The organism is Octadecabacter arcticus 238 (assembly GCF_000155735.2).
In the GTDB taxonomy this organism is placed as follows: domain Bacteria; phylum Pseudomonadota; class Alphaproteobacteria; order Rhodobacterales; family Rhodobacteraceae; genus Octadecabacter; species Octadecabacter arcticus.
On record NC_020908.1, the window covers coordinates 4,733,779 to 4,757,714 of the forward strand.

Annotated in this window: 27 protein-coding genes and 2 pseudogenes; 21 read left to right on the forward strand and 8 right to left on the reverse strand. The window is 54.4% G+C overall.

What is annotated here, in order from left to right; genetic code table 11:
- Nucleotides 1–18 precede the first annotated feature (18 nt).
- The 3 genes from OA238_RS24500 to OA238_RS24510 all read left to right on the forward strand — a co-directional run bounded on the left by OA238_RS24500 (nucleotide 19) and on the right by OA238_RS24510 (nucleotide 3,638).
- Nucleotides 19–1,845 (forward strand): ABC transporter ATP-binding protein, encoded by a 1,827-nt coding sequence (locus OA238_RS24500; protein ID WP_044038763.1) that lies wholly within the window; start codon nucleotides 19–21, stop codon nucleotides 1,843–1,845.
- The gene (locus OA238_RS24505; RefSeq protein ID WP_015497278.1) at nucleotides 1,846–3,048 is read left to right on the forward strand and encodes a class I SAM-dependent RNA methyltransferase; all 1,203 of its coding nucleotides are present in this window, start codon (nucleotides 1,846–1,848) and stop codon (nucleotides 3,046–3,048) included. It abuts the gene before it with no gap.
- Nucleotides 3,049–3,146: 98 nt separating this feature from the next.
- Nucleotides 3,147–3,638: a L,D-transpeptidase family protein gene (locus tag OA238_RS24510; RefSeq protein ID WP_187293108.1), complete on the forward strand. Its 492-nt coding sequence runs from the start codon at nucleotides 3,147–3,149 to the stop codon at nucleotides 3,636–3,638.
- Between the two features lie 22 nt (nucleotides 3,639–3,660).
- Here the strand turns inward: OA238_RS24510 and dalA are convergent, their stop codons facing one another.
- Nucleotides 3,661–4,221 (reverse strand): divisome-associated lipoprotein DalA, encoded by a 561-nt coding sequence (gene dalA, locus OA238_RS24515; RefSeq protein ID WP_015497280.1) that lies wholly within the window; start codon nucleotides 4,219–4,221, stop codon nucleotides 3,661–3,663.
- On the opposite strand from dalA, the gene OA238_RS33120 reads away from it, so the two are divergent.
- From OA238_RS33120 to tnpA, 4 genes and pseudogenes are all read left to right on the forward strand, one after another.
- The gene (locus tag OA238_RS33120; protein WP_187293109.1) at nucleotides 4,222–4,386 is read left to right on the forward strand and encodes a hypothetical protein; all 165 of its coding nucleotides are present in this window, start codon (nucleotides 4,222–4,224) and stop codon (nucleotides 4,384–4,386) included. It begins immediately after the preceding gene.
- A pseudogene (locus OA238_RS24520) lies at nucleotides 4,383–4,975 on the forward strand (L,D-transpeptidase). Before OA238_RS33120 ends, OA238_RS24520 begins: the two are co-directional and overlap by 4 nt.
- 149 nt (nucleotides 4,976–5,124) lie before the next feature.
- The gene (locus tag OA238_RS24525; RefSeq protein WP_044037552.1) at nucleotides 5,125–5,316 is read left to right on the forward strand and encodes a hypothetical protein; all 192 of its coding nucleotides are present in this window, start codon (nucleotides 5,125–5,127) and stop codon (nucleotides 5,314–5,316) included.
- A 145-nt stretch (nucleotides 5,317–5,461) separates the two neighbouring features.
- Nucleotides 5,462–5,881, forward strand: coding sequence for an IS200/IS605 family transposase (gene tnpA, locus OA238_RS24530; RefSeq protein WP_015494130.1), 420 nt, complete (start codon nucleotides 5,462–5,464; stop codon nucleotides 5,879–5,881).
- Between the two features lie 212 nt (nucleotides 5,882–6,093).
- Here tnpA and tnpC read toward each other — a convergent pair.
- The 5 genes and pseudogenes from tnpC to OA238_RS24555 form a co-directional block, all read right to left on the reverse strand.
- A pseudogene (tnpC, locus tag OA238_RS24535) lies at nucleotides 6,094–7,272 on the reverse strand (IS66 family transposase); the annotation flags it as partial.
- Nucleotides 7,273–7,287: 15 nt separating this feature from the next.
- Entirely contained in the window at nucleotides 7,288–7,509 is a 222-nt protein-coding gene (locus OA238_RS34230; RefSeq protein WP_044037554.1) for a DUF6444 domain-containing protein, read from the reverse strand.
- Between the two features lie 161 nt (nucleotides 7,510–7,670).
- On the reverse strand, nucleotides 7,671–7,877 hold the full coding sequence (locus tag OA238_RS34810; protein WP_187293110.1) for a hypothetical protein: 207 nt from the start codon (nucleotides 7,875–7,877) through the stop codon (nucleotides 7,671–7,673).
- A gap of 133 nt (nucleotides 7,878–8,010) precedes the next feature.
- Complete coding sequence (gene hemH / locus OA238_RS24550; RefSeq protein WP_015497282.1) at nucleotides 8,011–9,078, reverse strand: ferrochelatase; 1,068 nt, start codon at nucleotides 9,076–9,078, stop codon at nucleotides 8,011–8,013.
- Nucleotides 9,079–9,137: 59 nt separating this feature from the next.
- A complete protein-coding gene (locus OA238_RS24555) occupies nucleotides 9,138–9,968 on the reverse strand; it encodes a methyltransferase domain-containing protein (RefSeq protein ID WP_083906824.1) in 831 nt (276 codons plus the stop codon).
- Nucleotides 9,969–9,987: 19 nt separating this feature from the next.
- Here OA238_RS24555 and OA238_RS24560 point away from each other — a divergent pair, with 19 nt between their 5' ends.
- The 7 genes from OA238_RS24560 to OA238_RS24590 all read left to right on the forward strand — a co-directional run bounded on the left by OA238_RS24560 (nucleotide 9,988) and on the right by OA238_RS24590 (nucleotide 13,947).
- Entirely contained in the window at nucleotides 9,988–10,707 is a 720-nt protein-coding gene (locus OA238_RS24560; RefSeq protein WP_015497284.1) for a double zinc ribbon domain-containing protein, read from the forward strand.
- Between the two features lie 30 nt (nucleotides 10,708–10,737).
- Nucleotides 10,738–10,995, forward strand: coding sequence for a glutaredoxin 3 (gene grxC / locus OA238_RS24565; RefSeq protein WP_044037557.1), 258 nt, complete (start codon nucleotides 10,738–10,740; stop codon nucleotides 10,993–10,995).
- A complete protein-coding gene (locus OA238_RS24570) occupies nucleotides 10,992–11,819 on the forward strand; it encodes a carbon-nitrogen hydrolase family protein (RefSeq protein WP_044037559.1) in 828 nt (275 codons plus the stop codon). Before grxC ends, OA238_RS24570 begins: the two co-directional genes overlap by 4 nt.
- Nucleotides 11,820–11,823: 4 nt before the next feature.
- Nucleotides 11,824–12,267, forward strand: coding sequence for a MarR family winged helix-turn-helix transcriptional regulator (locus OA238_RS24575; RefSeq protein WP_015497286.1), 444 nt, complete (start codon nucleotides 11,824–11,826; stop codon nucleotides 12,265–12,267).
- On the forward strand, nucleotides 12,264–12,623 hold the full coding sequence (locus OA238_RS24580; protein WP_044037561.1) for a hypothetical protein: 360 nt from the start codon (nucleotides 12,264–12,266) through the stop codon (nucleotides 12,621–12,623). Before OA238_RS24575 ends, OA238_RS24580 begins: the two co-directional genes overlap by 4 nt.
- Nucleotides 12,624–12,699: 76 nt before the next feature.
- A complete protein-coding gene (locus OA238_RS24585) occupies nucleotides 12,700–13,524 on the forward strand; it encodes an IS5 family transposase (RefSeq protein ID WP_015495875.1) in 825 nt (274 codons plus the stop codon).
- A gap of 39 nt (nucleotides 13,525–13,563) precedes the next feature.
- Complete coding sequence (locus OA238_RS24590; protein WP_044037563.1) at nucleotides 13,564–13,947, forward strand: GNAT family N-acetyltransferase; 384 nt, start codon at nucleotides 13,564–13,566, stop codon at nucleotides 13,945–13,947.
- A 13-nt stretch (nucleotides 13,948–13,960) separates the two neighbouring features.
- On the opposite strand, the gene ubiG is transcribed toward OA238_RS24590, so the two are convergent.
- On the reverse strand, nucleotides 13,961–14,707 hold the full coding sequence (ubiG, locus tag OA238_RS24595) for a bifunctional 2-polyprenyl-6-hydroxyphenol methylase/3-demethylubiquinol 3-O-methyltransferase UbiG (RefSeq protein WP_015497287.1): 747 nt from the start codon (nucleotides 14,705–14,707) through the stop codon (nucleotides 13,961–13,963).
- Nucleotides 14,708–14,783: 76 nt separating this feature from the next.
- Here ubiG and pip point away from each other — a divergent pair, with 76 nt between their 5' ends.
- From pip to OA238_RS24620, 5 genes are read left to right on the forward strand one after another with little or no spacing between them, the layout of a single operon-like run.
- A complete protein-coding gene (gene pip / locus OA238_RS24600) occupies nucleotides 14,784–15,770 on the forward strand; it encodes a prolyl aminopeptidase (RefSeq protein WP_044037565.1) in 987 nt (328 codons plus the stop codon).
- 58 nt (nucleotides 15,771–15,828) lie between these two features.
- Nucleotides 15,829–16,815, forward strand: coding sequence for an ABC transporter permease (locus tag OA238_RS24605; RefSeq protein ID WP_015497289.1), 987 nt, complete (start codon nucleotides 15,829–15,831; stop codon nucleotides 16,813–16,815).
- Nucleotides 16,812–18,014, forward strand: a complete 1,203-nt coding sequence (locus OA238_RS24610; RefSeq protein WP_015497290.1) for an ABC transporter permease — start codon at nucleotides 16,812–16,814, stop codon at nucleotides 18,012–18,014. The genes OA238_RS24605 and OA238_RS24610 overlap by 4 nt, the downstream gene beginning before the upstream one ends.
- Nucleotides 18,011–19,654, forward strand: a complete 1,644-nt coding sequence (locus OA238_RS24615; protein ID WP_015497291.1) for an ABC transporter ATP-binding protein — start codon at nucleotides 18,011–18,013, stop codon at nucleotides 19,652–19,654. Before OA238_RS24610 ends, OA238_RS24615 begins: the two co-directional genes overlap by 4 nt.
- 58 nt (nucleotides 19,655–19,712) lie before the next feature.
- A complete protein-coding gene (locus OA238_RS24620; RefSeq protein WP_015497292.1) occupies nucleotides 19,713–21,263 on the forward strand; it encodes an ABC transporter substrate-binding protein in 1,551 nt (516 codons plus the stop codon).
- 67 nt (nucleotides 21,264–21,330) lie between these two features.
- On the opposite strand, the gene OA238_RS34615 is transcribed toward OA238_RS24620, so the two are convergent.
- Nucleotides 21,331–21,453, reverse strand: coding sequence for a hypothetical protein (locus OA238_RS34615; RefSeq protein ID WP_275450482.1), 123 nt, complete (start codon nucleotides 21,451–21,453; stop codon nucleotides 21,331–21,333).
- 263 nt (nucleotides 21,454–21,716) lie between these two features.
- Between OA238_RS34615 and rimP the strand changes: the two genes are divergently transcribed.
- Together rimP and nusA are read left to right on the forward strand one after the other, a co-directional pair.
- On the forward strand, nucleotides 21,717–22,310 hold the full coding sequence (rimP, locus tag OA238_RS24625; RefSeq protein WP_015497293.1) for a ribosome maturation factor RimP: 594 nt from the start codon (nucleotides 21,717–21,719) through the stop codon (nucleotides 22,308–22,310).
- Entirely contained in the window at nucleotides 22,310–23,926 is a 1,617-nt protein-coding gene (gene nusA, locus OA238_RS24630) for a transcription termination factor NusA (RefSeq protein WP_015497294.1), read from the forward strand. The genes rimP and nusA overlap by 1 nt, the downstream gene beginning before the upstream one ends.
- Nucleotides 23,927–23,936: the final 10 nt, after the last annotated feature.

A 23,936-nucleotide genomic window follows, 5' to 3' on the forward strand; every position in this document is an offset into this window, starting at 1 on the left:
GCAACGCGGTATCAACAGATGATCAAACGCCTTGGCAATCTGATCGACAGCCGAATGGAGGCCGATGGCCCACCGCCAGATACCCTCGCGCGGTTCTTCAACTGGGCGCTGTCTGGCGCGTGGCGCGTTATTGGGCTGGCTGCATTTATATCCGCATTGGCGGGCGCGACTGAAGTTTTGGCGATGTTCCTGTTGGGGCAGGTCGTGGACATCGCGGCGTCTTCGCAGCCCATTGGCGACAGCGCCGGGTTGCTGATTGGCGCCGTCGTGTTGTTGATGGTTTTGCGCCCCGCGCTGTTCGGGTTGTCTGCGTCATTTCAATCCGTCGTCGTTGGGCCGAACCTGTTTACGCTGGTTGTCGGCCGTTTGCACCGCTGGACACTGGGACAGGCGGTCACGTTCTTTGACAATGATTTCGCGGGACGTATTGCGCAAAAGCAAATGCAGGTGGCGCGGTCAATTACCGAAACGGTCATTGAGACGGTGAACGCGGTCCTGTTCGCGCTGGCGACGGTGATCGGCACAGCGTTTTTGCTGATCACAATCGACGCCCGTCTGCTGATTGTGCTGGCGTTCTGGATCATGAGCTATGTTGTCTTTCTCTGGATTTTCCTGCCCCGCATCCGGTCACGATCGAAGGCACGGGCTGGAGCTGCCGCGATGCTGACAGGGCAGGTTGTCGACACCATCACCAACATTAAAACGGTCAAGCTATTCGCAGGGACGCTTCATGAATCCGACGCCGCGCAAAGCGCGATGCAAGACCTGCGTGGTCGGGCGCTCGCTTACGGAGAGGTCGCGACGCTGTTCCGCTTTGGCCTCATCACACTTGCAGGGGTTTTGCCGCTGGCGATGGTGGGTTTCGGGCTGTCGTGGCGAGATGCTGGTGTCACACCTGGCGATCTCGCGGCTATCGGCGCGGTGTCAATTCGGCTTAGTCAAATGACTGGGTGGGTCAGCTTTGTTCTGATGGCAGTGTTCAGCCACATCGGAGAGGTTGAAGATGGCATGAAGACCCTAACCCCGCCGCACCAATTGACCGACACTGTTGATGCCAAGCCAATCAATGTGACGGCCGCTGAAATTGAATTTCGCGATGTGTCGTTTCAATATGGCGGCGGGGCTGGTGGGATCGGTGGAATCAATTTGACCATCAAAGCTGGTGAAAAGCTCGGCATTGTCGGGGCGTCTGGGGCTGGCAAATCCACGCTCGTGGCGCTGCTGTTGCGGTTATATGATCCTGAGAATGGTGACGTTCTGATTGACGGGCAGGCCGTGCGCGGCGTGACACAAGATAGCCTGCGCGCTGCTATTGGAATGGTCACGCAGGAAACGGCGATGTTCAACCGATCAGCGCGTGACAACATCATCTATGGACGGCCCGATGCAACCGACGCACAGATGATTGCCGCGGCGGGGAAGGCCGAAGCACATGATTTTATCGGTGACCTTCGCGACAATGTGGGTCGTGCGGGATATGATGCGCACTTAGGGGAACGGGGGGTGAAACTTTCCGGTGGCCAGCGTCAACGGATTGCACTAGCCCGCGCCATGCTGAAGGACGCGCCGATCTTGGTGCTGGATGAAGCGACCTCCGCGCTCGATAGCGAAGTTGAGGCTGCGATCCAGATCGCGCTGGATCGTGCAATGGACGGCAAGACGGTTGTGGCAATCGCCCACCGTCTTTCAACGATTTCGGGTATGGACCGCATTATTGTGCTGGAAGAAGGGCGCATTGTGGAAGAAGGAGCGCATGAGGACCTGCTGAAACGCGCAGGAACCTATGCACGATATTGGAATCGCCAATCCGGTGGGTTCGACAGCACGAAAGATGCGGCGGAATAAATGGGTCAGATAGTAGAACGGCTTAATCAAGCAGGGCTTGGTCAACTGGCAGATGGCACACATCTGGAACGGGTTTTGCCCGGCGAAGAAGTTGAGCCGCTGCCAGATGGCACCGCGCGTATCATCACGCCCGTTGCGGATCGTGTTAAGCCACCCTGCCGTCATTTCAAAAGCTGTGGTGGCTGTACAATGCAGCACGCGTCAGACGATTTTGTTGCAGCGTGGAAGACTAAGATTGTTGAACGCGCGATGATGGCTCGTGATTTGCCGTTCCCGTTTCGCACGATCCACACATCTCCGGCGCAAAGCCGCCGACGTGCGCGTTTGTCGGGACGGCGCACGAAAAAAGGCGCGATGGTCGGATTTCATGCGAAAGCCTCAGATGCTTTGATTGATATTCCAGATTGCCAGCTGTTGCTTCCAGCGATCCGCGCTGGGTTCCCAGCACTTGAGGCACTGACCATTATCGCGGCGTCGCGCAAGTCCGAGGTCAACCTGACGGTGACGGATAGCCTTGGTGGCTTGGATGTTATGGTTGAGACAGATCGCGAATTGACTGGACAGCTTCGGATCGAATTGGCGGCATTGGCTGAAGCGCATAATCTGGCACGATTGGCGTGGAACGACGAAGTTGTCGTGACCCGCAAGGCGCCGGATCAGGAGTTCGGCAATACCCGTGTTGAGCCCCCTGCGGGCGCATTCTTGCAAGCGACGCGTGAAGGTGAAAAATCACTCGTTTCCGCAGTGTTAGAGACGGCAACGGGGGCGAAACGCTGCGTTGATTTGTTTGCTGGCGCGGGCACCATTGCCCTTTCACTTGCGCAAGTGGCTGAAGTTCATGCCGTCGAAAGCAGCTCCGATATGTTGGAATCGCTTGATCGTGGCTGGCGGCATGCCAAGGGCCTAAAGACAGTAACAACCGAGACTCGCGATCTGTATCGCCGCCCGTTGGAACCTGATGAACTGAAGCGCTTTGATCTTGCCGTTCTTGACCCGCCCCGTGCCGGGGCCGATGCGCAGATCGCGACACTTTGCGCTTCGAAGGTTCGGGCCGTTGCAATGGTGTCGTGTAATCCGGTGACGTTCTCGCGCGATGCGGCGGCGCTGGTTGCGGCAGGGTTTACGCTGAACTGGATCGATATCGTTGACCAGTTCCGCTGGTCGCCACATGTTGAACTTGTGGGGTCGTTCACCCGGTCGTGATTGCGCAGCTGCTATAATTTCTAGGACATTGAACAAACCTGCGTTAATTACCCGTTCAAAAGGTCAAGTTTAATAAAAGACCGAGTGGGGCAATTTTAATGATGAACCGACGAATATTCACCAGCGCAGCGGCACTTTTTGCCCTGACGGCCTGTTCAAGCGAGTTTCGCGTTTATACTGGACCTGCCGTGACCAGTGTTGTGGTTCAAAAGGGACGCCGAAAGATGTTTCTTTTTCACAACAACGAGGTGCTTGAGCAGTATGACTTTGAGCTTGGCTTCGCGCCAACCGGTCATAAGGAAGTCGAAGGCGATGGGCGGACGCCGGAAGGTGCGTATTTTATCGACCGCAAAAATCCAAACAGCAGTTTCTATCTGTCCATCGGTATTTCGTACCCGAACGCCGCAGATCGCGCCCGCGCTCGTGCGATGGGCAAATCACCTGGTGGTGACATTTTCATCCACGGAACACCTCGCGCATCGCTCAATCGCGATGATTGGACGGCGGGTTGTCTTGCTGTGAAGGACCGTGAGATGGAAGACATCTATGCGATGGTAAATGTCGGAACGCCAATTTTCATGTACGCCTAGGCGTTGTTCTAACGGCCAACGCTTATTGCAAAGGAATGGGATTTTCTTGCGCAACGATCCCGCGCCGGTTTGAATCGGCCATAACCAACGTCCACCAAATCTTTCCGTTGCCTTCCTGGAACCAAGCAATACCCATGTCCGTCGCATCGGAATCCAACAAGACAGCCCGTGTGTCGGGCTCACGCATCCACGCGCCAAGCGTTTCAAGTTCGGTCTCATAGGTTTCGGAAATGGTTTCGCCTGTCAGGGACCCAGTGTAGCCGACGCGCCGTAGACGATCGATTGGGGACGATCCATCAGAACCAAAATGCCAAGGGCGGTTCTGCACGGACATATCGCGGGAATGCGTTGCTGCTGCGGCGTTCAATTGTGCGTTTAGCCGAACTGGTTGGGCGCCAGACGCGTTGCGTAGGGCGTTTAACCCGTCAAGCATATGGAACTGGATGTCATTGGCGTCTTGCGGCCCAATTCGATAAACTTGTGGCAGCGGGAGCCCGTCAGGGCCGATCGTCGCCAAAGGCGCGCCAGCACAGGCAGCCAGACCAAAGGCCAAAAAACCAAGAATAAATGAACGACGAAGCATATGAGAACCCTTATCGATTTCTTTTGCCATATCCGCTCAGGCGTTGCGTTTCAAACCCACATCGGCGTGAAGCGGCTCAAAATCATCAGTTTGATTTGTGAGCGCGATAAATGCATCATATCAGGCATGTGGTTTTATGAAATTGAATGGGGGAGCGACCCATGACAAAACCTACCTTTAGCACGCTCAACCGGCGTAGTTTTTTGGCGTCATCCGCTGCCGCCATCGGCACAGGCGCTGTCGCAAAAACTGAGAATACGACTGAGATTGAGAGCGACATCTCACAGACGATCATCCGGAATGTGTCGAGTTTTCGGACACTTGACTGGCAGCCATACTTTAACAACCTGAACGGCGGCGCGATCCTCGTTGATATCCAGTCGCGTGCGCTGCACTACTGGAATTCAGACCAAACGGTCTACAAACTATACCCAACGTCTGTACCGCTAACCGCTGACCTGCCCCAAAGGGCCGCACAGAAGTCGTGCGTAAGGTCGAAGGACCAAGCTGGCGCCTGACGCCGTCAATGCTCGAGAGAAACCCCGAATGGCCTGAATTTGTTGGCCCTGGCCCGGATAACCCGCTTGGAACGCATGCACTCTATTTGTCTTGGACCTACTACCGGATTCATGGAACCCACGACACGCGCAAAATCGGACGTCGTTCATCTAACGGCTGCATTGGCCTCTATAATGAGCACATTTCCGAACTCTTCAGAATGACAGATGTTGGCACGCAAGTGTTGCTGATTTGACGACATCGCGCCGAAGTTGTGGCGATCGGACTACTTATATCTTTGCAATGGGTGTGTATTCGTGGTTTGGCAAGTGAAGAGGGAAGACTTGGGTGCCCATAGCTTACACCTCACTAATTTTGCCGCGGGCAATAACTTGGAGAAATAAAATGAAAAAATTCGCACTTGCTGCTGCATTCGCTGGCGCTGCTTCTACTGCTTTTGCCGGTAACGTTTCTGAGCCAATCATGGAAATGGCGCCCGTTGTCGTTATGGAAGAGACCGCTGGTTCTTCTTCTTCCGCAGGCCTGATCATTCCACTGATCTTGGTAGTTTTGATTGCTGCTGCTTTGGCTGACTAAGCCTTACACTGCTTTTACTTTCCACAAACGGGATTAAAGCCACCGGCTTCCAGCCGGTCCGCTTTAGCGTAATGTACTATAATCTTCCCTCTCATTTTTAAGACCCCGCGAAGCGGTAAGGGTCTTAAAAATGAGAGGGAAGATTATGATCTATTCCACAGGAAGCCATACCAAATTTTATCACCGATTTCACGTCGTCTGGACAACAAAATACCGATACAAAGTTATGCGCGGAGAGATGCGTGAGCGTATCCGTGAAATCATTATCCAAACATGCCAAGAACTTGGCGTGCATATTGAGAAGGGCGTATTGTCGACCGATCACGTCCACATGTTCATATCGGTCCCGCCTCAGATAGCTTTGTCAAAGGTGATGATGCGGATCAAGGGACGCTCGTCTTATAAGATACAGCGCGAGTTTCCCGAACTGCGCAAACGGTACTGGGGCCAGCGGTTTTGGGCTCGCGGATTTTTCTCAACAACCAGCGGCAATGTCACTGACGCTGTCATACTTCAGTATCTTGAATTACATTCAAAAAGGGAACCTACCGGCGTCAGCCGGTAGTCGTTCAGTATGCAAAAGGCCGCTCCTTCGGGGGCGGCCTTTTTGTTTTTGAGAGGTGTTTTAGGGCCGCGGCATTTGTGCCCATAGCGCATCGGCTTCCAAAATGGACCGGCGTTGCTTGGCTTCGGATTTGCCTTTGGGCCGATTTCATGGTTTTTTGGTAACTCCCAAGGACCCCATCGGATATCGGGTTTTGTGTTGCCCTTGCGACGTTAGAGCCGAGCGATGATCTGTTGTGGTGATAGGGTGAGTGTTTCGAGGATATTGCCCCCGTGTTTTCTGACCGTCGAGATGACGGATCTGATGTCAGCGAAGACCTGCGCGCCCTCGAGGGTGCGGAAAGTTCCCGAGATTTTCATGCGCAACTTCATCATGCGCAGGTCCCGTTCGGCCTGATTGTTGGTGAAGGGAACTGTGAAGTCCGTAAGGAACCTTAGGACGTCATCACGGTAGTCGCGCAAGCGGACCAGAAGGTTATGGCCTGGCCGCCTGGCTTTTCGGCCTCGCGCACCAGTGCGTCTAGCCAGTGGGTCTTGTCGCTCATGGAAGGCGAGGCCCTCGGTGAGGATCGCCATGTATTTGGTGAGGATGCCGTGGTGAACCGACGTGGGGAGTTCGGTCTCGCCTCGCCCCTGAGCCGCGCACTTGAGCTGATTGGCGCTGTTGAGCAGCACGCTCATCGCGCACGCCCACGGCTCCTTTTCGATTTCTTCGATGGCCTTGAGTTCCCGTAAATGATGCGCCCCGCACAGGGCGTGCGCGTCCACCCCACTCATATGGGCGTAATAGGACTTCCAGTGGTCATGAACAATTGTCCCGCCGGTCAGGAAGGATGGAACAGCACCGCGCTTGGTGCTGATGCGATAATGCGTGAAGGCGAGATCGCTGATTGAGTGCAGCCAGTGCAGCTTACCATCAACACGAAGTCCGGTCTCATCCAGATGCCGAACGCCGCCTTCATTGAGCCGGGCCAGAATGTGTTCGACGACGCCACCCAAGGTACGCGCTGTGCCGTTCACCCAGTTGGTCACGCTGGCCGCGCATAGGCTGGTGGCACCAAACAAATCACGCAGGAGTTGGCAGACCCGATCCTCGGGGATCAGCTGCTGAACATTGCAGTAGACCGCCGCCGCCCGAATGCGCTTACCGTATTGCACGTGTGCATTCACGCCATCGGGAAAGGTGGCTGTCGTCGTGGCTCGGCAATGGTCACAACAATAAATCGCTGCCTGATGCTCTGTGACCTCCAGACGCGGCACCGGTATGTCATAAACCTGACGCCTCTCCACCGCCTTGATCATCCCAGCCGTCAAGCCATGCTGACAGGTGCCACAGGCCTCAGCCTCATGTCGCTCCACAAAGTCAGGCGTTGCTGTCTGACGTAGGGTGTCGCCTCGGTGGCCAACTTAACCACCACTTTTCTTACCGGACTTACCACGCAGGCTACGCGGTACCGGCTTCTTCAACCCATCACTCGAAGGCGGCTTGCTGCTATTACTGCTGTTCTTGGCCAACTGACGCCGCAGATCCGCATTCTCTTGCGCCATGCTCGCCAACGCGGCTTCCAACTCGGCGATCCTGCGCAGAGCCGTGGCGAGGAGTTGTTCAAGAGAAGTAACTTGGTCCATTCCACCAATGATTCAGAGAAATCGTCACAGCGCCACAAAATTCAGACCACAACAGAAAATTCATGCGCCTAATGGTCAAGGAGACTCACATCTAAACTGACAAAAACCCGTTATCGGCTGGGGTGCTTGGGAGTTACGTTTTTTGTTAACTGAGGACCAAATTAAGCGTCCATTGCTATCACCTCATCGTCTCCGCCGTGGGCCATCAACTGGAGAAATAAAATGAAAAAATTCGCACTTGCCGCTGCATTTGTTGGCGCCGCTTCTACTGCTTTCGCGGGCAACATCACACCACCCGTCATTGAAATGACACCACCACAGATCATCGAACCAACAGCTGCTGGTTCTTCTTCCGCAGGCTTGATCATTCCACTGATCTTGGTCGTTTTGATTGCTGCTGCTTTGGCTGACTAAGCCTTACACTTCAGTTTCAATGCAAAAGGCCGCTCCTTTGGGGGCGGCCTTTTTGTTTGTGGGTGACGTTTCAACAGGCGCTTCGACCTAGTCGATCCAGCCCTGCAAGTTGCGCCGAACGATGCCTGACAGCGCATCAATGTGTGCCGGGCTATCATTTAGGCATGGAATGTACGTGAAGTGTTCGCCACCTGCATGCTCAAAGCTCTCTTTGATCTCTTCGTTGATTTCTTCCAAGGTTTCGATGCAGTCGGCGGAAAACGCAGGCGCGCAGACGGCGATGTTTGTTCGACCTTTTTCTGCCAATCGCGCGACTTCTTCGACAGTGTAGGGCTGTAGCCATTTTTCAGGACCGAATCGGCTTTGGAATGTGGTGATAATCTGGCTGTCGTCCCAACCCAGCCGCTCTTTTAGCAGGCGTGTCGTTTTCTGACATTGGCAATGATAAGGATCACCCTCGCGCAGGTACCTCTCCGGAACGCCGTGGTACGAACAGACCAAGACATCGGGCTTTGTGTCAGCTTTTGCGTATGCTGTCTCAATCGATTGCGCGAGCGCGTCGATATAGGCGTCATCTTCAAAATATGGCTCAACGATACGCGCGATGGGCTGCCATTTTTCTTTCATCAGGACGCGAAAGAACTGATCATTGGCCGTGGCAGACGTTGCGCCGGCATAATGCGGATATAGCGGGAAAAAGAGGATCTTTTGGCATCCAGCCGCGATCATCTCTTTGACCTTAACTTCTGTCGATGGGTTGCCGTAACGCATGCAGAAATCGACGATCACATCTTCGCCGTACACGGCTTTCAATTGGTCCTTCATGGCCGCTGTTTGCTGTTTGGTAATTGTCAAAAGCGGGCTTTCGTCGGCGTCTTCGTTCCAGATGCTTCTATAGGCAGCACCACTGGTAAAGGGACGTTTCGTCAAGATCACCAGTTGTAACAGTGGCTGCCAAACCCATGCAGAATAGTCCACAACGCGCTTATCGCTCAGGAATTCACCTAAGTAGCGCCGCATGGACCAATAGTCTGTCCCATCCGGTGTGCCTAGGTTTGCCAGCAGGACGCCAACTTTTGCAGGCATCATCTTTGGGTGGTCGGCGGGCGCATGTGCTGGACATTGCGCAGCATCAATAGATTTGACGTCAGACATTAGGCTACCCCGTTTTCGTATATATTTATTAATCTCGTCTATCGGTTTTACGGGGACCGTCAATCATTGGACCGATCAAGCGGTGTTTCTTGGGTGCCCAGCGCGTCCGAAAGACGATGAGTTGCAGACCCGGGTCGTAGGGGTTGTTGCTGACTATCGGCAGGGGCCCAACCCGTCAGCGTCGCAATTTCAAATGTTGCAGGGATGCGACCGTCGTCCATTTTGAATGTCTCATCGTATCGCGACATCGCTTGGGCGAATATCTTACGGCGAGTGGGCATGCGTTGGCGCTGTTGCATCGCGTTGCCCTCACCCATGGCCCGAAGATCACGCATCAAGTGAATCGGGGAGTCGTAGGTCACTGTCAGTGGCATCATATCCGCGACGGGTAGGGCGAAACTGGCCCGTTGCAGCAACCCGCCAAGATCGCGAACTTCGCCCATTGGTAGGATTCGTGGTGACAAGCCGCCCGTTTGTGCGACCTCCGCTTCAGCCAAGACGCTGCGTAATTCATGCAGGGTTTGACCGGCAAATAAGGTCGCAATCAACAGTCCATCGGGTTTCAGCGCACGGCGGCATTGCACCAACTGACCGATAGGGTCGTCTGCCCAATGCAGTGAAAGCGCGTGGATAATCAGATCATGTGATGTTTCATGAAGATCGAGCGTTTCAGTGTCTTCCACGATTGTAGCGCTGGGCATCCATTCGGCCCAAGCATTCGGAAAACCAGTCACAACCGCCGGCGCTGTAAAGGTTCTGTTAACCTCAATAAGTCTTTCATGAACGTCATCGGCCGCTGTCGCTTGCAAAAACATTGCATCGGCGCGGGCGCGATTGCGCTGCAGTGCGGCTCGGTCAGTGAGACGAGGTGGCATATCCATGCCCACCATGTAGGAGAAATCAGCGATAATGCAAAGCCTGATCAAAATTTTCTATCCGTCGCAATGCGTCATGTGCGAGGCCCGCACCGAGGTTGATTTTGCGTTGTGTGGACCGTGTTGGGCGGAAACTCCGTTCATTGACGGGCTGTGTTGTGACGGATGTGGGTCGCCATTGCCCGGGCAAGGGGAGCCCGAGGCAGGTATTTTGTGTGACGACTGCATGGTCGTTGCGCGTCCGTGGTCGAAGGGCCGCGCTGCGATGATCTATAAAGAAAAAGCGCGACGGCTGGTTTTGTCGCTCAAACACGGGGACCGGACCGATTTGACTCGTGCAGCCGGTCCTTGGCTGGCGCGGGCTGCGAAGCCGCTTATCACAGTTGAAACGCTTATTGTTCCTGTACCGTTGCATCGCTTTCGCCTGCTTAGACGCAAATTCAATCAGGCTGCATTGCTCGCCGGTCAAGCCGCGGCGGTTGCGGGTGTGCAATATTGCCCTGATGCCTTGATTCGCCGCAAAAAAACGGCCCCGCTTGAGGGTCACACCCGCGATCAGCGGTTTGAAGCCCTAAGCGGCGCAATTGTCCCAAATCCGAAACGCATGGCACTGCTTAACGGGCGAAAGGTGCTTTTAATTGATGATGTTATGACGTCTGGCGCTACTTTCGCCGCCGCGACTGAGGCCTGTTACAGCGCTGGTGTGGATGACGTTTGCGTGCTGGCACTGGCCCGCGTCGTTAAGGATGCCTAGATAGGGGTGAACAGATAAAGGATGACCCCAATGGCTACCGTCGAAATTTATACCACACCGATCTGTGGCTTTTGCCACCGCGCCAAGCACTTGCTGTCGTCAAAAGGTGTCAGTTATTCTGAGGTTAATGTAATGTTGCACCCGTCGCGCCGCGCTGAAATGACCCAACGCGCGAATGGTGGTCGGACGGTGCCGCAAATTTTTATCGGTGGAGAACATATCGGTGGTAGTGATGAACTGTCTGCGTTGGAACGCGCGGGTAAGCTCGACACGCTTTTGAAAGCGTGAAGGCAGCCCTGCTTCAGCTGACATCGTCTGACGATCCGACGGAGAATCTGACGGTTGTCCGGGGAATGATCGCTGATGCTGCTGGGTTAGGGGCGACGCTTATCTGCACGCCGGAAGTGATCAATTGCGTCAGCATGGACCGTACCCATCAGGCTGAGGTTCTGTGCCATCAAGATGATGACCCCACGCTTATCACATTGAAATTAAAGGCAAAGGCCCATGGTATTTGGCTGTCGATTGGATCGCTCGCCCTCAAAGGCGGGGCGGACGGGCGATTTGTGAACCGATCCTTCCTGATCAATCCAAACGGTCAAATCGTGGCGACCTACGACAAAATCCATATGTTTGATGTGCAGGTAAGTGAGGCAGAAACCTACAACGAGTCGTCTGGTTACGCCCCGGGGGATCAAGCGGTTGTGGCAGACGCGGGTTTTGCCAAAGTCGGTCTGAGCATTTGTTATGATCTGCGGTTCCCGCATCTGTACAGGACACTTGCCAAAGCAGGGGCCGATATTCTGTTGGTGCCGTCGGCGTTTTCGCCCGTAACTGGCGCTTCGCACTGGGAAACCCTCCTGAGGGCCCGCGCGATTGAAACGGGCTGTTTTGTGCTGGCTGCCGCCCAAACGGGCACCCACACCGCGCGTGCTGGCAAAGCGCGAAAAACCTACGGTCACTCGCTCGCGGTATCACCTTGGGGCGCGGTTCTGGCCGATGCAGGGACCGAGCCAGGTGTCACGCTCGTTGATTTTGACACTGATGACGTATCTAAAGCGCGCAAGCGTATTCCTGCGCTGGCTCACGACAGACCGTTTGGTGACCCCTAATCCAATGAATCAGCAGACCGACAGCCTCGCAGTTGCCTTGTTTAGTGAAATCCTCACTGTGGACCAACTTGCACGTAATACTGTCGCCAAGGCGCTGCCTAAGGGGATGGAGCTGTCGCATTTTTCCGTTCTCAATCATCTTGCTCGCGCCCTGATTGAAAAAACACCAGCACAATTGGCACTGACGTTTCATCTGACTCGTGGGGCGATGACGAACACTCTGCGCAAGCTTGAAAATTCTGGCTACGTGCACATTCGACCTGACTGGGAAGACGCGCGGCGCAAGTTGGTAACGATCAGTCCGGCGGGTCTGAGCGCCCGGGATGCAGCCATGGCTGCCATCGCACCGATCATTGCACGGGCCGTCGACAAGGTTGGATATGAAACTGTCCGTCCGATCCTGCCCGTCATGCGGGAATTACGGATCAAGTTGAGCCAAGAGGAATGAGCCTTCGCTCCCTCGCGATGCGCAGCGAACTGCTTACGTTGTCGGGGATATCCCACCTTACAGAGCACGACGGTTATTTCGTTCAATCGACCCCGACGGAACCGGATTTCTGGATGGGCAATCAGTTGATCATGTCCGATGTAATTCTGTCCGCACCCGAGACGTTTTCGACTTTTGAGAAGCATTTTCCCGACGCGTCCAATCGGTCAGTGGTTTGGGACATTCCAAATCTTGACCCATTGAAGATGCATGGGGTTGGCGATCTCGGTTACACGCTAGACGTGTTTGATAGGATGACCTTGCAGGGTTCATTGCCCGATGCTGTGATGCCAGACGGTATGTCGGTGCGGCCTTAGAGCCCGATTTAAAACTATTTGAGTGAGTTCAGTAGTTTGTGATTCTGTTCGGTTGTGAAGCTGAATGGAGATCACAATGGCTTGGACTAAACTCACCCGCCGTCAACATGACCGAAATGGCGATAAATACGCAAGCGATATGAACGATGCGGAATGGGCGTTGATAGCGCCTTCAATGCCGCCACCGAAGACAACTGGTCGGCCCCGTACGACACGTTTGCGCGACGTGGTTGACGCGCTCCTCTACATTGCAACGACCGGATGCCAATGGCGTATGTTGCCCAACGACTTCCCTCCGGTTTCAACGGTTCGGGGCTATTTCTACGCGTGGCGTGATGACGGCTTGCTTGATGAGATAAATCAGAAGCTGGTCGAAGCTGCGCGTCTGGCCGAGAACCGCAAAGCCCAGCCAACGGCAGGGGTCATAGATAGCCAGAGCGTAAAAACCACTGAAAGCGGTGGTACTAGGGGGTATGATGCGGGCAAACGGATCAAGGGCCGCAAGCGCCACATCGTAACCGATACGGTTGGATTGCTGATAGGCTTGGTGGTCCACAGCGCCGGAATTCAGGACCGGGATGGCGCACCCGATGTGCTGAAAGTGATCGCCTTGCGCTATCCATCATTGCGACATGTATTTGCGGATGGCGGGTATGCAGGACCCAAACTGCGGGACGCGCTAAAGGCCCTCGGCCGATGGACCGTCCAGATCGTCAAACGCTCTGACACCGCGGAGGGCTTTGAAGTGCTGCCGCGGCGGTGGGTCGTCGAGCGCACCTTCGCCTGGCTGAACCGATGTCGCCGCCTATCGAAAGATTGGGAGAAATCCATCGCAAGCGCAGAGGCTTGGATCCTCATCGCGCATATCAGACGCGTCACACGGCATCTCACAAAGAATTGAGAACGTTCAGTTAGTTTTGAATCAGACTCTTAGGGTGGCATGGATGATTGGACGAAGGCAGAAGCTTTGCAAGCCGAAGTTGGACTTGAAGATGGCCGAGATCCGAAATTCTATGGCCCCTATTTGGCGCGACGAAATGCGGGGCGGCGTGATCAGATCACCAAGGGGATTAGCCAATGGTTTGGCGCGTTCGACGGGTACCGGATCGTCGCACAGTTGGGCATGTTCCACGACGACAGCATCGCTCGGTATCAATATGTAGAAACACGGGCAACGCATCGTAGACGTGGAATATGTAGCGCATTGTTGCGCTGGGCCGTGCGCCGAATGCTGACGTTGTCATTGTGGCTGAGGCCGACACCGATGCTGGACGTTTGTACCGTAAAGTGGGATTTGCCCACGCTGAAACGATCTATGGCATAGTGCGGGATGGCTATTAGGCAGGCTTCAGCGCAGCGGTGACGTAATTAACCGACATGTCGCTGTCTGAGATTGACCAGCTCCATCCCAAAAAATCGAACTTGAAACCTTTGCGATCTACTGGATTAAGGCCCGCCTGTTCCAGCAGCGCAAACAATTCGTCTGGCGTGATGAATTTGTTGAATTCATGAGTGCCTTTCGGCAACCAGCGCATTACGTATTCCGCGCCGACAATGGCCATAGCAAAACTTTTCGGGTTGCGGTTGATGGTCGAACAGATGTGCAGCCCTTCGGGTTTCAGCAGCTGTTGGCAGGCTGTTAAATAGGACAACGGGCTCGCCACGTGTTCCACGACTTCCATGTTCAACACGATGTCAAACTGTTCACCGGCTGCGGCCATGTCTTCGGCCGTCGTAAAACGGTAATCGATGTCCAGCCCAGATTGTTCAGCGTGGACTTGGGCGACTGGAATGTTTCGTTCAGCCGCATCAGCCCCGACTATATCTGCACCAAGCCGCGCCATAGGTTCGCACAGCAATCCGCCACCGCAGCCGATATCCAGAATCCGCAAGCCATCGAATGGCTTATCCGCCATCAAGTCGCGATCAAATTCTGCCGCAATCTGGCGGGTGATATAATCCAGCCGCGTCGGGTTGAGCATATGAAGCGGCTTGAATTTCCCCTCAAGATCCCACCATTCGGCGGCCATGGCCTCGAACTTGGCAATTTCTGCGGGATCAACTGTTGTTTGTGCGGTTTGCATACGGCCTCTGAAAATTCTGCCCTGATACTGGGCCCCGACAATGGGCATTAGATCTATATCTCTATATAGATTGGATATGGACAAAGCCTCAGGACAAAAACGCGCGGTGTCGCATCTTTATGCACCAATCGATCCATTCGATCAGCAAATGTTGGACGTGGGCGACGGGCATCGCATCTATGTTGAACAATGTGGCAATCCTGACGGGATCCCTGTGGTTGTTTTTCATGGCGGGCCTGGCGGTGGGTGCAGCCCTATGATGCGGCGTTATTTCAACCCAGCGGTGTATCGTATCATCCTGTTCGATCAGCGCGGCTGCGGGCGTTCCCGTCCCCATGCCAGTGTTGAAAACAACACGACATGGCATCTGGTTGCCGACATTGAACTTATTCGCACCACATTAGGGATCGCAGATTGGGTCGTATTTGGTGGCAGCTGGGGTGCGACGCTGGCATTGATCTACGCGCAGGCGCATCCAGAACACGTTTTGCATCTGGTCCTGCGCGGTGTGTTCCTGAGCACGCAACGGGAACTGGACTGGTTTTATGGCGGCGGCGCGGGCGCGTTTTGGCCTGAGGTCTGGGAGAATTTCGAGAACCTGATTCCAGTTGAGGAGAGGGGCGACATGATCGCTGCCTACCACCGACGACTGTTTTCTGGCGATGCAATGATCGAAACCCGCTACGCCCGCGCTTGGGCTGGGTGGGAAAATGCGCTGGCGTCAATTGATAGCACTGGTGCGGGTGGATCAGGCCCGGCGGAATACGCACGCGCCTTCGCACGACTGGAAAATCACTATTTTAGCCATGGGTGTTTCCTGACCGCGGAACAGCAAATCCTGAACAATATGGACAAAATTGCCCATATCCCTGGGATCATCGTGCAAGGCAGGTTCGATATGATCTGCCCGCCCGTTTCGGCCCACACTCTTGCAGATTTGTGGCCGGCCAGTCGCCTGATCATGGTGCCAAAAGCCGGCCACGCCCTGTCTGAGCCAGGCATTTCAGCCGAACTTGTGCTGTCAATGGACGCAATCGCCATCACAAAAATGATCACAAACTAACGGCTTGTAAGCTGCGGCGATGACGCTACGCTAACGGAAACTATGGGGGAATATCAGCTTGCTCTCAATCTTGAAGATTGTTCTTCAACGTCTAGGACTGGGGCTCGTAACCCTTTTTGTCGTGTCGATCGTGATCTTTATCGCGGTTAATTCGCTCCCCGGCGACTTCGCGGAAGCCATTTTAGGGCAGGGCGCGACCCCCGAATCCGTTGCAACCATTCGCCGCGACCTTGGTCTCGATCAGCCTCTCGTCATGCGGTATCTTGAATGGCTGAAGGGGATGCTGACCCTCGATCTTGGCACAAGTTTCGCGCAGCTGAACTTTGCGAACTTTGGCGGCGCTGGTACCACGACTGTTGCCGAACAGATTGCACCACGTCTAAAGAATACGATGTTTCTTGCCGCAGTGACGGCCTGTATCGCAGTGCCGCTGGCTGTGACATTGGGCATCTTGGCAGCATTGTATCGCAACACTGCATTCGACAAAGCGGCGAACATGTTCACGCTCAGCTCAATCTCCAGCCCTGAATTTTTCATGGCATATGTGCTGATCCTGTTCCTCGCTGTGCTGAACCCGATCTTCCCTAGTCTGTCCAATATCTATGACGGCATGGCGTTTTCTGAACGGCTTGAGAAATCCATGTTGCCTGCCCTGACGCTGACGCTTGTTGTGACAGCGCACATGATGCGGATGACGCGCGCGGCGATTATAAGTTTGCTGGCCTCGCCTTATATTGAAATGGCGCGGCTTAAAGGTCTGTCGCCTATTCGTGTGATCGTCGTGCATGCGCTGCCCAACGCGCTGGCGCCGATTATTAACGTCGTTGCACTGAACCTCGCTTATCTCATCACTGGTGTTGTCGTGGTTGAAGTGGTGTTCGTCTATCCCGGCATCGGGCAGCTGTTTGTGGACAGCGTGAAAATTCGTGACATCCCTGTGGTGCAGGCCTGCTGCCTGATCTTTGCGGCGGCGTATATATTGCTGAATCTGACGGCGGACGTCCTGTCCATCATCTCCAACCCACGTTTGAGGCATCCAAAATGAGCGGCTTTGTTTGGTTTGCAATTATCATCGCGGGCCTGTTGGTGGCCGCATATCTGTTCCGTCTCGCGGGACAGGCGATCACCAGTAATGCGCCCAAGTTTCGGGATATGACGTTTGGCGTTGCGTTCGGGTATGTCTTCGGCGCCGCATTGTTTGTCTGGGCGGTGTATTATTATTTTCAACCCAAGATTACCGAGGCTGGAACGCCGAACGCTGGGGTCATTTTCTTTCGCTGGGCGGTGCAGGGATTTATTATCGCAAGTATCGCAGCGTTCTTGTTCCGCATATTGGGTCGTGCTGTTGGAACCGAGACAACCAAAAAGCTGTTTCGATCAATGCCGCTGACCGCATCGTTCGGTATTCTTGTGATCATCCTGTATGCAATCACCGCGATTTTTGCGGGCAGCATTGCACCCTACGGCGAATCAGAAATTCTTGGTGCTGCGAATGTACTGGCGGGTGGCGATATCGCAGCGGGAGGTGATCCTGCCTATCCGCTTGGCACGGACCAAATCGGCCGCGATATCTTAAGTCGCCTGATCTATGGCGCGCGCAACACTGTTGGCATCGCCTTTATCACGACGTGTTTGGCGTTCTTCATTGGTGGCAGCTTGGGCTTTCTGGCGGCCACATTACAAGGCTGGCTTGACCAACTCCTGTCGCGGTCGGTTGATGTGTTGATGGCGATTCCATCGCTGATTTTCGCCCTACTTCTGATGACCATCGCCAGCGCGTGGGCTGTCAAACTCGGCGTGCCGCTGACGATCTTCATGGTGCTGATTATTGCGGTGATTGACAGTACACGCGTCTATCGTCTGGCCCGCGCCGTGGGTTTGAACATTGTGGTGATGGACTATATCGAGGCTGCAAAGCTGCGCGGCGAAGGCCTCAGCTATCTTGTCTTTAAAGAAATCCTTCCCAACGCAATGGCACCGCTGCTGGCAGAATTCGGCCTGCGGTTCTGCTTTGTGTTCCTGACGATTGCGGCGCTTTCATTCCTTGGCGTAGGTATTCAGCCACCTCTTGCGGATTGGGGTACAATGGTGCGTGATCTTGGCCCATTCATCAATTTCGCGGCCTTTATTCCGACGGCAGCTGTCACGCCGTTGTTGGCAGCGGGCGCGATCGCGCTGCTGACTGTCGCAGTCAACTTCGTTGTCGACTGGATGCTGCATAAGACATCGGGGTTACAGGAATGAGCGATCTTCTCACCGTTAAGGACCTTTGGATTGAAGGCCGGTCTGACGAGACGTGGAACCCGATTATCAACGGCTGTAGCCTGACCCTGAAAAAGGGTGAAGTGCTGGGAATGATCGGGGAGTCCGGTGCGGGCAAGTCGACAATCGGTCTGGCATGTATGGGCTATACCCGCGACGGGGTTCGGATTTCCAAGGGGTCGGTCGTTTTTGACGGTATTGATCTGGTCACAGCGTCCGCTGCGGTGAAACGCAATTTACTGGGCAAACGTATTGCCTATGTCGCGCAATCTGCCGCTGCGTCGTTCAATCCTGCGCACAAGATTATCGACCAACATACTGAAGCTCCCGTGCAGCATGGAGTCAGTGGGCGCAGTGAAAGTGTCGAAGACGGGATTGAACTGTACCGAAAGCTGCGCCTCCCGAACCCCGAAGAGATCGGGTTTCGCTATCCGCACCAAGTATCCGGTGGCCAATTGCAGCGGGCGATGACGGCAATGGCGATGTCGTGCCGCCCTGATCTGATTATCTTTGACGAACCGACAACGGCATTGGATGTGACGACGCAGATCGAAGTTCTCGCGTCTATTCGTCAGATCGTGGAAGAGTATCACACCGCTGCGATCTATATCACCCACGATCTTGCGGTTGTGGCCCAAATGGCGGACCGGATCAAAGTGCTGCTGAAGGGCGATGAAGTTGAAGAGGCGGATACCCGAACCATGCTTTCGGACCCTCAGGAAGACTACACCAAGTCTTTGTGGGCTGTGCGTGCATTCCAGAGGCCGACCAAACCACCGGTGTCGCCAGGTTCGGTGCCTGTCGTATCCGTCCGCAACATCACGGCTGCCTATGGAACGACCGACGTGCTGCATGATGTGAGTTTTGATATTCACGCGGGTCGAACAGTGGCTGTCGTGGGCGAATCAGGCTCAGGTAAATCGACCGCCGCGCGCTGCATTACGGGTCTGCTGCCTCCGCGCATGGGTGAGATCGCGTTTGATGGCGAAGTGCTGCCAGCTAACTACAAAAAACGGTCCAAAGAACAGCTGCGTCAGGCACAAATGATTTATCAGATGGCCGACACCGCGCTGAACCCGCGCAAGACAATTGGTCAGATTATTGGCCGTCCTGTGCAATTCTACATGGGCCTAACGGGTGCCAAAAAGCGTGAGAGGGTGAACGAGCTCCTCAATCAGATCGAGCTTGAGCCGTCACAGTATTTTAACCGTCTCCCGTCAGAACTTTCGGGTGGTCAAAAGCAGCGCGTTGGTATTGCCCGTGCGTTGGCCGCTGAGCCGAAATTCATCATTTGCGACGAAGTGACGTCAGCATTGGACCAATTGGTTGCTGAGGGTATTTTGCGCCTGCTGGCAGATCTACAGGACACGCTTGGGCTGTCCTATATGTTCATCACACACGATCTCGCGACTGTGAAATCAATCGCAGACGAGGTTGTGGTAATGAAAGATGGTAATGTGGTGGAGCAGGGACCAAAGACGTCCATGTTTACGCCGCCGCATCATGCTTACACGGATTTGCTGCTAAGTTCGGTCCCAGAAATGGACCCGGATTGGCTGTCGGATTTGTTGAAAGAACGGGGCGTCGACAATATTGGTGATGCTGCCGTTAAAAATATGTGACCAAATCGGCGTAGAGTTAGCGCTATAAAAGAAGAATCACTTCAGGGAGAACTAAGATATGTATGGAATTAGCAGACGTGGATTACTGCAATCTGGTGTTGCGGCGGGTGTACTCGCTGCCACTGGTTTGCCGCTTCGGGCGCAAACGCGTGGCGGTAAGTTAACTGCGGGCCTTTCGGGCGCGAACACGTCCGATAGCTGGGATGCGCGTACCCACTCAGACCTTTATATGATCGCATCTGCACAAGGTGCTGTCTTTGATAGTCTTACGGAAGTTGCAGCAGATGGTAGCCTTGTTGGTGAATTGGCTGAAAGCTGGGAAGCCAGTTCGGACGCCAAAGTTTGGACGTTCAATCTGCGTCAGGGCGTGACGTTCCATAACGGTAAGTCCTTTGGCGCTGACGACGTAATCGAATCGCTGCAAATGCACCTTGGTGAAGAGTCCAAGTCTGCAGCCAAGCCGATTGTCGAAAGCATCGTTGAGATGACGAAGATTACCGAACACCAAGTGCAGCTGTCGCTTGCTGCAGGTAACGCCGACTTGCCATATCTGCTGTCAGACTATCACATCCTCATGTACCCAGCGGGCCAGATCGAAGAAGCAATCGCGCAGGGTATTGGTACCGGACTCTATCGCGTAACAGCCTTTGATCCGGGCGTTCGTATGACTGCAACGCGGTATGCCGATCACTATAAAGGCGACAGCGCTGGCTACTTTGATGACATCGAATACATCGCGATCAACGACAACACAGCGCGGATGAACGCGCTGATGACGGGTCAAGTTGATGCCATCAACCGGATCGATTTCAAAACCGAAAGCCTGCTGCGCGCCAACCCTGCGTTGCGCATTCAAGAAGTATCAGGCAACCAGCACTACATTTTCCCGATGCTGACGAATGTTGCACCGTTCGGTGATGTAAATGTGCGCCGCGCACTAAAGTACGGTCTGGATCGCCAAGAGATGGTGGACAAAATCCTTCAAGGTCACGGCACTGTCGGAAACGATTCGCCAATTGGCCCAGCCAACCAGTATTACCATGCTGAAATGGAGCAGTTGGAATTTGATCCAGACAAGTCCAAGTTTTACCTGCGCGAAGCTGGCCTCGATAGCCTAGACATTGATCTATCGGCTTCCAATGCGGCGTTTGAGGGCGCCGTTGACGCAGCACAGCTTTTCCAAGCGTCTGCATCGCAAGCCGGAATTAACATCAACGTCGTGCAGGAGCCGGCTGATGGGTATTGGTCCAATGTTTGGATGAACAAGCCGTTTTGTGCATCATACTGGTCGGGCCGCGCGACTGAGGATTGGATGTTCTCAACCGCCTACGAGGAAGGCGCACCTTGGAATGACAGCCAGTGGGACAGTGACGATTCTGCACGCTTCCAAGAGCTTCTGTTGTTGGCACGCGCTGAACTCGATAGTGATACGCGCCGCGAGCAGTATCATGAGATGCAACAGATCTTGCGTGACGATGGCGGTGTGTTGCTGCCGATGTTCGCGAACAATGTGCAGGCTGTGAACAACCGTATCTCATCGCCGGAAACCGTCGGCGGGGTTTGGCAGATGGACAACGCACGTATGGCTGAACGCTGGTCCGTGGCGTAAAACTTAGGTCTTAGAAATGTAGAAAGCCCCGCCAGTTTGGCGGGGCTTTTTGCGTACTGTGGATCGCTTATTCTTGCGTCGCGCCTTCAGCGGAACGCTTTTTTACAGTGCGCATCATTACGAGGTACATCAGTGCAACGCCGCACAAGAACGTTGAGGCGCTTACGGCGACTAAAAATCCAGCTTCCATGGTTTCTCTCCTTTGTTAGTAGAACCGAAATGAGGGTTAATGGGGAATTCGGGCGAATCTTGGGCGTACACAAGGCGTACACAGGCTGTACACAACTTGTATGTACAGTGGTGCAGCCAGTGTAATCAGTTAAGCCCCTTGCAGAACCGCGCCCCTTCCCCTATATACACTTTCAACAGCGGCGCATCGGCCTCCACCCCCGAAGTCCACCGAAATTCCAACGGGCCGTGCGCCCGTTTTTTTATGTCCAAACGAAAGTCATCATGTCTGAACTGATCGCCCGCGCGGCAATGGATCGCCGTATAACAGAAATCATCACCCCGACCGTTGAGGATCTGGGGTTTGAGGTTGTGCGCGTGCGTCTGATGACAGGCAAGGAATCGATCCTGCAAATCATGGCGCAAAGGCCTGATGGTACGATTGAGGTCGACGACTGTGGAGAGATCAGCACGGCGGTATCGGCGCTTCTGGACGTAGAAGACCCGATTAAAGATGTTTTCACCCTCGAAGTATCGTCCCCCGGCATTGATCGCCCGCTCACGCGGTTTAAGGATTTCGTGCAATGGGATGGCAATGAGGCCAAGATCGAAACCGAAGAATTGATCGACGGGCGCCGCCGTTTCAAAGGTATGTTGCGCGGTGTCGAGGGCGACGAAGTCCTGATCGAGATCGAAGATAAGGGTGAGCCGGTTACGATTGGTTTGAAATTTGAATGGCTGACGGATGCCAAGCTGGTGCTGACGGAAGATTTGATCCGCGGCGTTCTTAGGGGTCGCAAGGATGCGGGCCAGATCGATGAAACACAATTTGACGAAGTTGAGACCGTGTTGAGCGGCTCTGACGAGGAGAAGAAATAATGGCGATTACCTCTGCCAACCAGCTGGAACTTTTGCAAACCGCCGAGGCCGTGGCCCGCGAAAAGCAGATTGACCCTATTTTGGTCGTTGAAGCGATGGAAGAATCCCTCGCACGCGCTGCAAAGTCGCGTTACGGATCTGAAATGGACATTCGTGTTCACATCGACCGCAAGACCGGCAAGGCGACGTTCACGCGGGTTCGTACGGTTGTGGCCGAGGCAGAGCTTGAGAACTATCAGTCTGAATTCACGGTTGAGCAGGCCAAAGAGTATATGGAAGACCCTGAGGTCGGCCAAGAGTTTATCGAAGAAGTCCCTCCCGTCGAGATGGGCCGCATCGCGGCACAATCTGCCAAGCAGGTGATCTTACAAAAGGTCCGCGAAGCCGAGCGCGACAAGCAATACGAAGACTTCAAAGACCGCGCCGGTACGATCATCAACGCGCAGGTTAAACGCGAAGAATATGGCAACGTCATCGTGGACGTTGGCACCGGCGAAGCGATCCTGCGCCGCAACGAAAAAATCGGCCGCGAAAGCTATCGCCCGAACGATCGCATCCGTTGCTACATCAAAGAAGTCCGTCGCGAACAGCGCGGCCCACAGATTTTCCTGAGCCGTACCGACCCGCAGTTCATGGCTGAATTGTTCAAGATGGAAGTGCCGGAGATCTACGAAGGCATCATCGAGATCAAGGCCGTTGCCCGTGATCCGGGTTCACGCGCCAAAATCGCAGTGATTTCATATGACAATTCCATCGACCCAGTCGGTGCTTGCGTTGGTATGCGCGGTTCGCGCGTGCAGGCTGTTGTGAACGAGCTTCAGGGTGAAAAGATCGACATCATCCCGTGGAACGAAGACATGCCAACATTCTTGGTGAACGCATTGCAGCCAGCCGAGGTTTCCAAGGTTGTGTTTGACGAAGACGCCGAGCGCATCGAAGTCGTTGTTCCAGAAGAGCAATTGTCGTTGGCGATTGGTCGTCGTGGCCAAAACGTGCGTCTTGCGAGCCAGCTGACAGGTTTGGACATCGACATCCTCACCGAGGAAGAAGAATCCAAGCGTCGTCAGGCTGAATTCGAACTGCGCACCGGATTGTTCATCGAATCACTCGATCTGGATGAATTCTTTGCACAGCTGTTGGTCTCCGAGGGTTTCACCACACTTGAAGAAGTTGCCTACGTTGAAGTCGAAGAACTGTTGGTTATCGACGGTGTTGATGCGGATACGGCCAGCGAATTGCAGGCCCGTGCGCGCGACGTGATCGAAGCCAAGAACAACAAGGCGATGGAAAATGCCCGCGCATTGGGTGTGGAAGATAGTCTTGTTGAATTCGAGGGTCTGACCCCCCAGATGATAGAAGCACTGGCGAACGATGGCGTGAAGACGCTTGAGGATTTCGCGACCTGTGCTGACTGGGAATTGGCCGGCGGCTGGACGGTCACGGACGGAGAGCGTACCAAAGACGACGGGTCGCTTGAACCATTTGAGGTGAGCCTTGAGGAAGCGCAGAAGATGATTATGACAGCGCGTGTGATGCTTGGTTGGGTGGATCCTGATGATCTTGTGAAAGATACCGAAGAAGAAGACTGTGAACTCAGCGAGGAACAGGAGGCCTGATCGCAGGCCT

Coding starts and splice junctions, on each gene's coding strand:
- OA238_RS24500 (WP_044038763.1), top strand. CDS start 19: ATGATCAAACGCCTTGGCAATCTGATCGACAGCCGAATGGAGGCCGAT.
- OA238_RS24505 (WP_015497278.1), top strand. CDS start 1,846: ATGGGTCAGATAGTAGAACGGCTTAATCAAGCAGGGCTTGGTCAACTG.
- OA238_RS24510 (WP_187293108.1), top strand. CDS start 3,147: ATGATGAACCGACGAATATTCACCAGCGCAGCGGCACTTTTTGCCCTG.
- dalA (WP_015497280.1), bottom strand. CDS start 4,221: ATGCTTCGTCGTTCATTTATTCTTGGTTTTTTGGCCTTTGGTCTGGCT.
- OA238_RS33120 (WP_187293109.1), top strand. CDS start 4,222: ATGAGAACCCTTATCGATTTCTTTTGCCATATCCGCTCAGGCGTTGCG.
- OA238_RS24525 (WP_044037552.1), top strand. CDS start 5,125: ATGAAAAAATTCGCACTTGCTGCTGCATTCGCTGGCGCTGCTTCTACT.
- tnpA (WP_015494130.1), top strand. CDS start 5,462: ATGATCTATTCCACAGGAAGCCATACCAAATTTTATCACCGATTTCAC.
- OA238_RS34230 (WP_044037554.1), bottom strand. CDS start 7,509: ATGGACCAAGTTACTTCTCTTGAACAACTCCTCGCCACGGCTCTGCGC.
- OA238_RS34810 (WP_187293110.1), bottom strand. CDS start 7,877: ATGATCAAGCCTGCGGAAGAAGAACCAGCAGCTGTTGGTTCGATGATC.
- hemH (WP_015497282.1), bottom strand. CDS start 9,078: ATGTCTGACGTCAAATCTATTGATGCTGCGCAATGTCCAGCACATGCG.
- OA238_RS24555 (WP_083906824.1), bottom strand. CDS start 9,968: ATGGTGGGCATGGATATGCCACCTCGTCTCACTGACCGAGCCGCACTG.
- OA238_RS24560 (WP_015497284.1), top strand. CDS start 9,988: ATGCAAAGCCTGATCAAAATTTTCTATCCGTCGCAATGCGTCATGTGC.
- grxC (WP_044037557.1), top strand. CDS start 10,738: ATGGCTACCGTCGAAATTTATACCACACCGATCTGTGGCTTTTGCCAC.
- OA238_RS24575 (WP_015497286.1), top strand. CDS start 11,824: ATGAATCAGCAGACCGACAGCCTCGCAGTTGCCTTGTTTAGTGAAATC.
- OA238_RS24580 (WP_044037561.1), top strand. CDS start 12,264: ATGAGCCTTCGCTCCCTCGCGATGCGCAGCGAACTGCTTACGTTGTCG.
- OA238_RS24585 (WP_015495875.1), top strand. CDS start 12,700: ATGGCTTGGACTAAACTCACCCGCCGTCAACATGACCGAAATGGCGAT.
- OA238_RS24590 (WP_044037563.1), top strand. CDS start 13,564: ATGGATGATTGGACGAAGGCAGAAGCTTTGCAAGCCGAAGTTGGACTT.
- ubiG (WP_015497287.1), bottom strand. CDS start 14,707: ATGCAAACCGCACAAACAACAGTTGATCCCGCAGAAATTGCCAAGTTC.
- pip (WP_044037565.1), top strand. CDS start 14,784: ATGGACAAAGCCTCAGGACAAAAACGCGCGGTGTCGCATCTTTATGCA.
- OA238_RS24610 (WP_015497290.1), top strand. CDS start 16,812: ATGAGCGGCTTTGTTTGGTTTGCAATTATCATCGCGGGCCTGTTGGTG.
- OA238_RS24615 (WP_015497291.1), top strand. CDS start 18,011: ATGAGCGATCTTCTCACCGTTAAGGACCTTTGGATTGAAGGCCGGTCT.
- OA238_RS24620 (WP_015497292.1), top strand. CDS start 19,713: ATGTATGGAATTAGCAGACGTGGATTACTGCAATCTGGTGTTGCGGCG.
- OA238_RS34615 (WP_275450482.1), bottom strand. CDS start 21,453: ATGGAAGCTGGATTTTTAGTCGCCGTAAGCGCCTCAACGTTCTTGTGC.
- rimP (WP_015497293.1), top strand. CDS start 21,717: ATGTCTGAACTGATCGCCCGCGCGGCAATGGATCGCCGTATAACAGAA.
- nusA (WP_015497294.1), top strand. CDS start 22,310: ATGGCGATTACCTCTGCCAACCAGCTGGAACTTTTGCAAACCGCCGAG.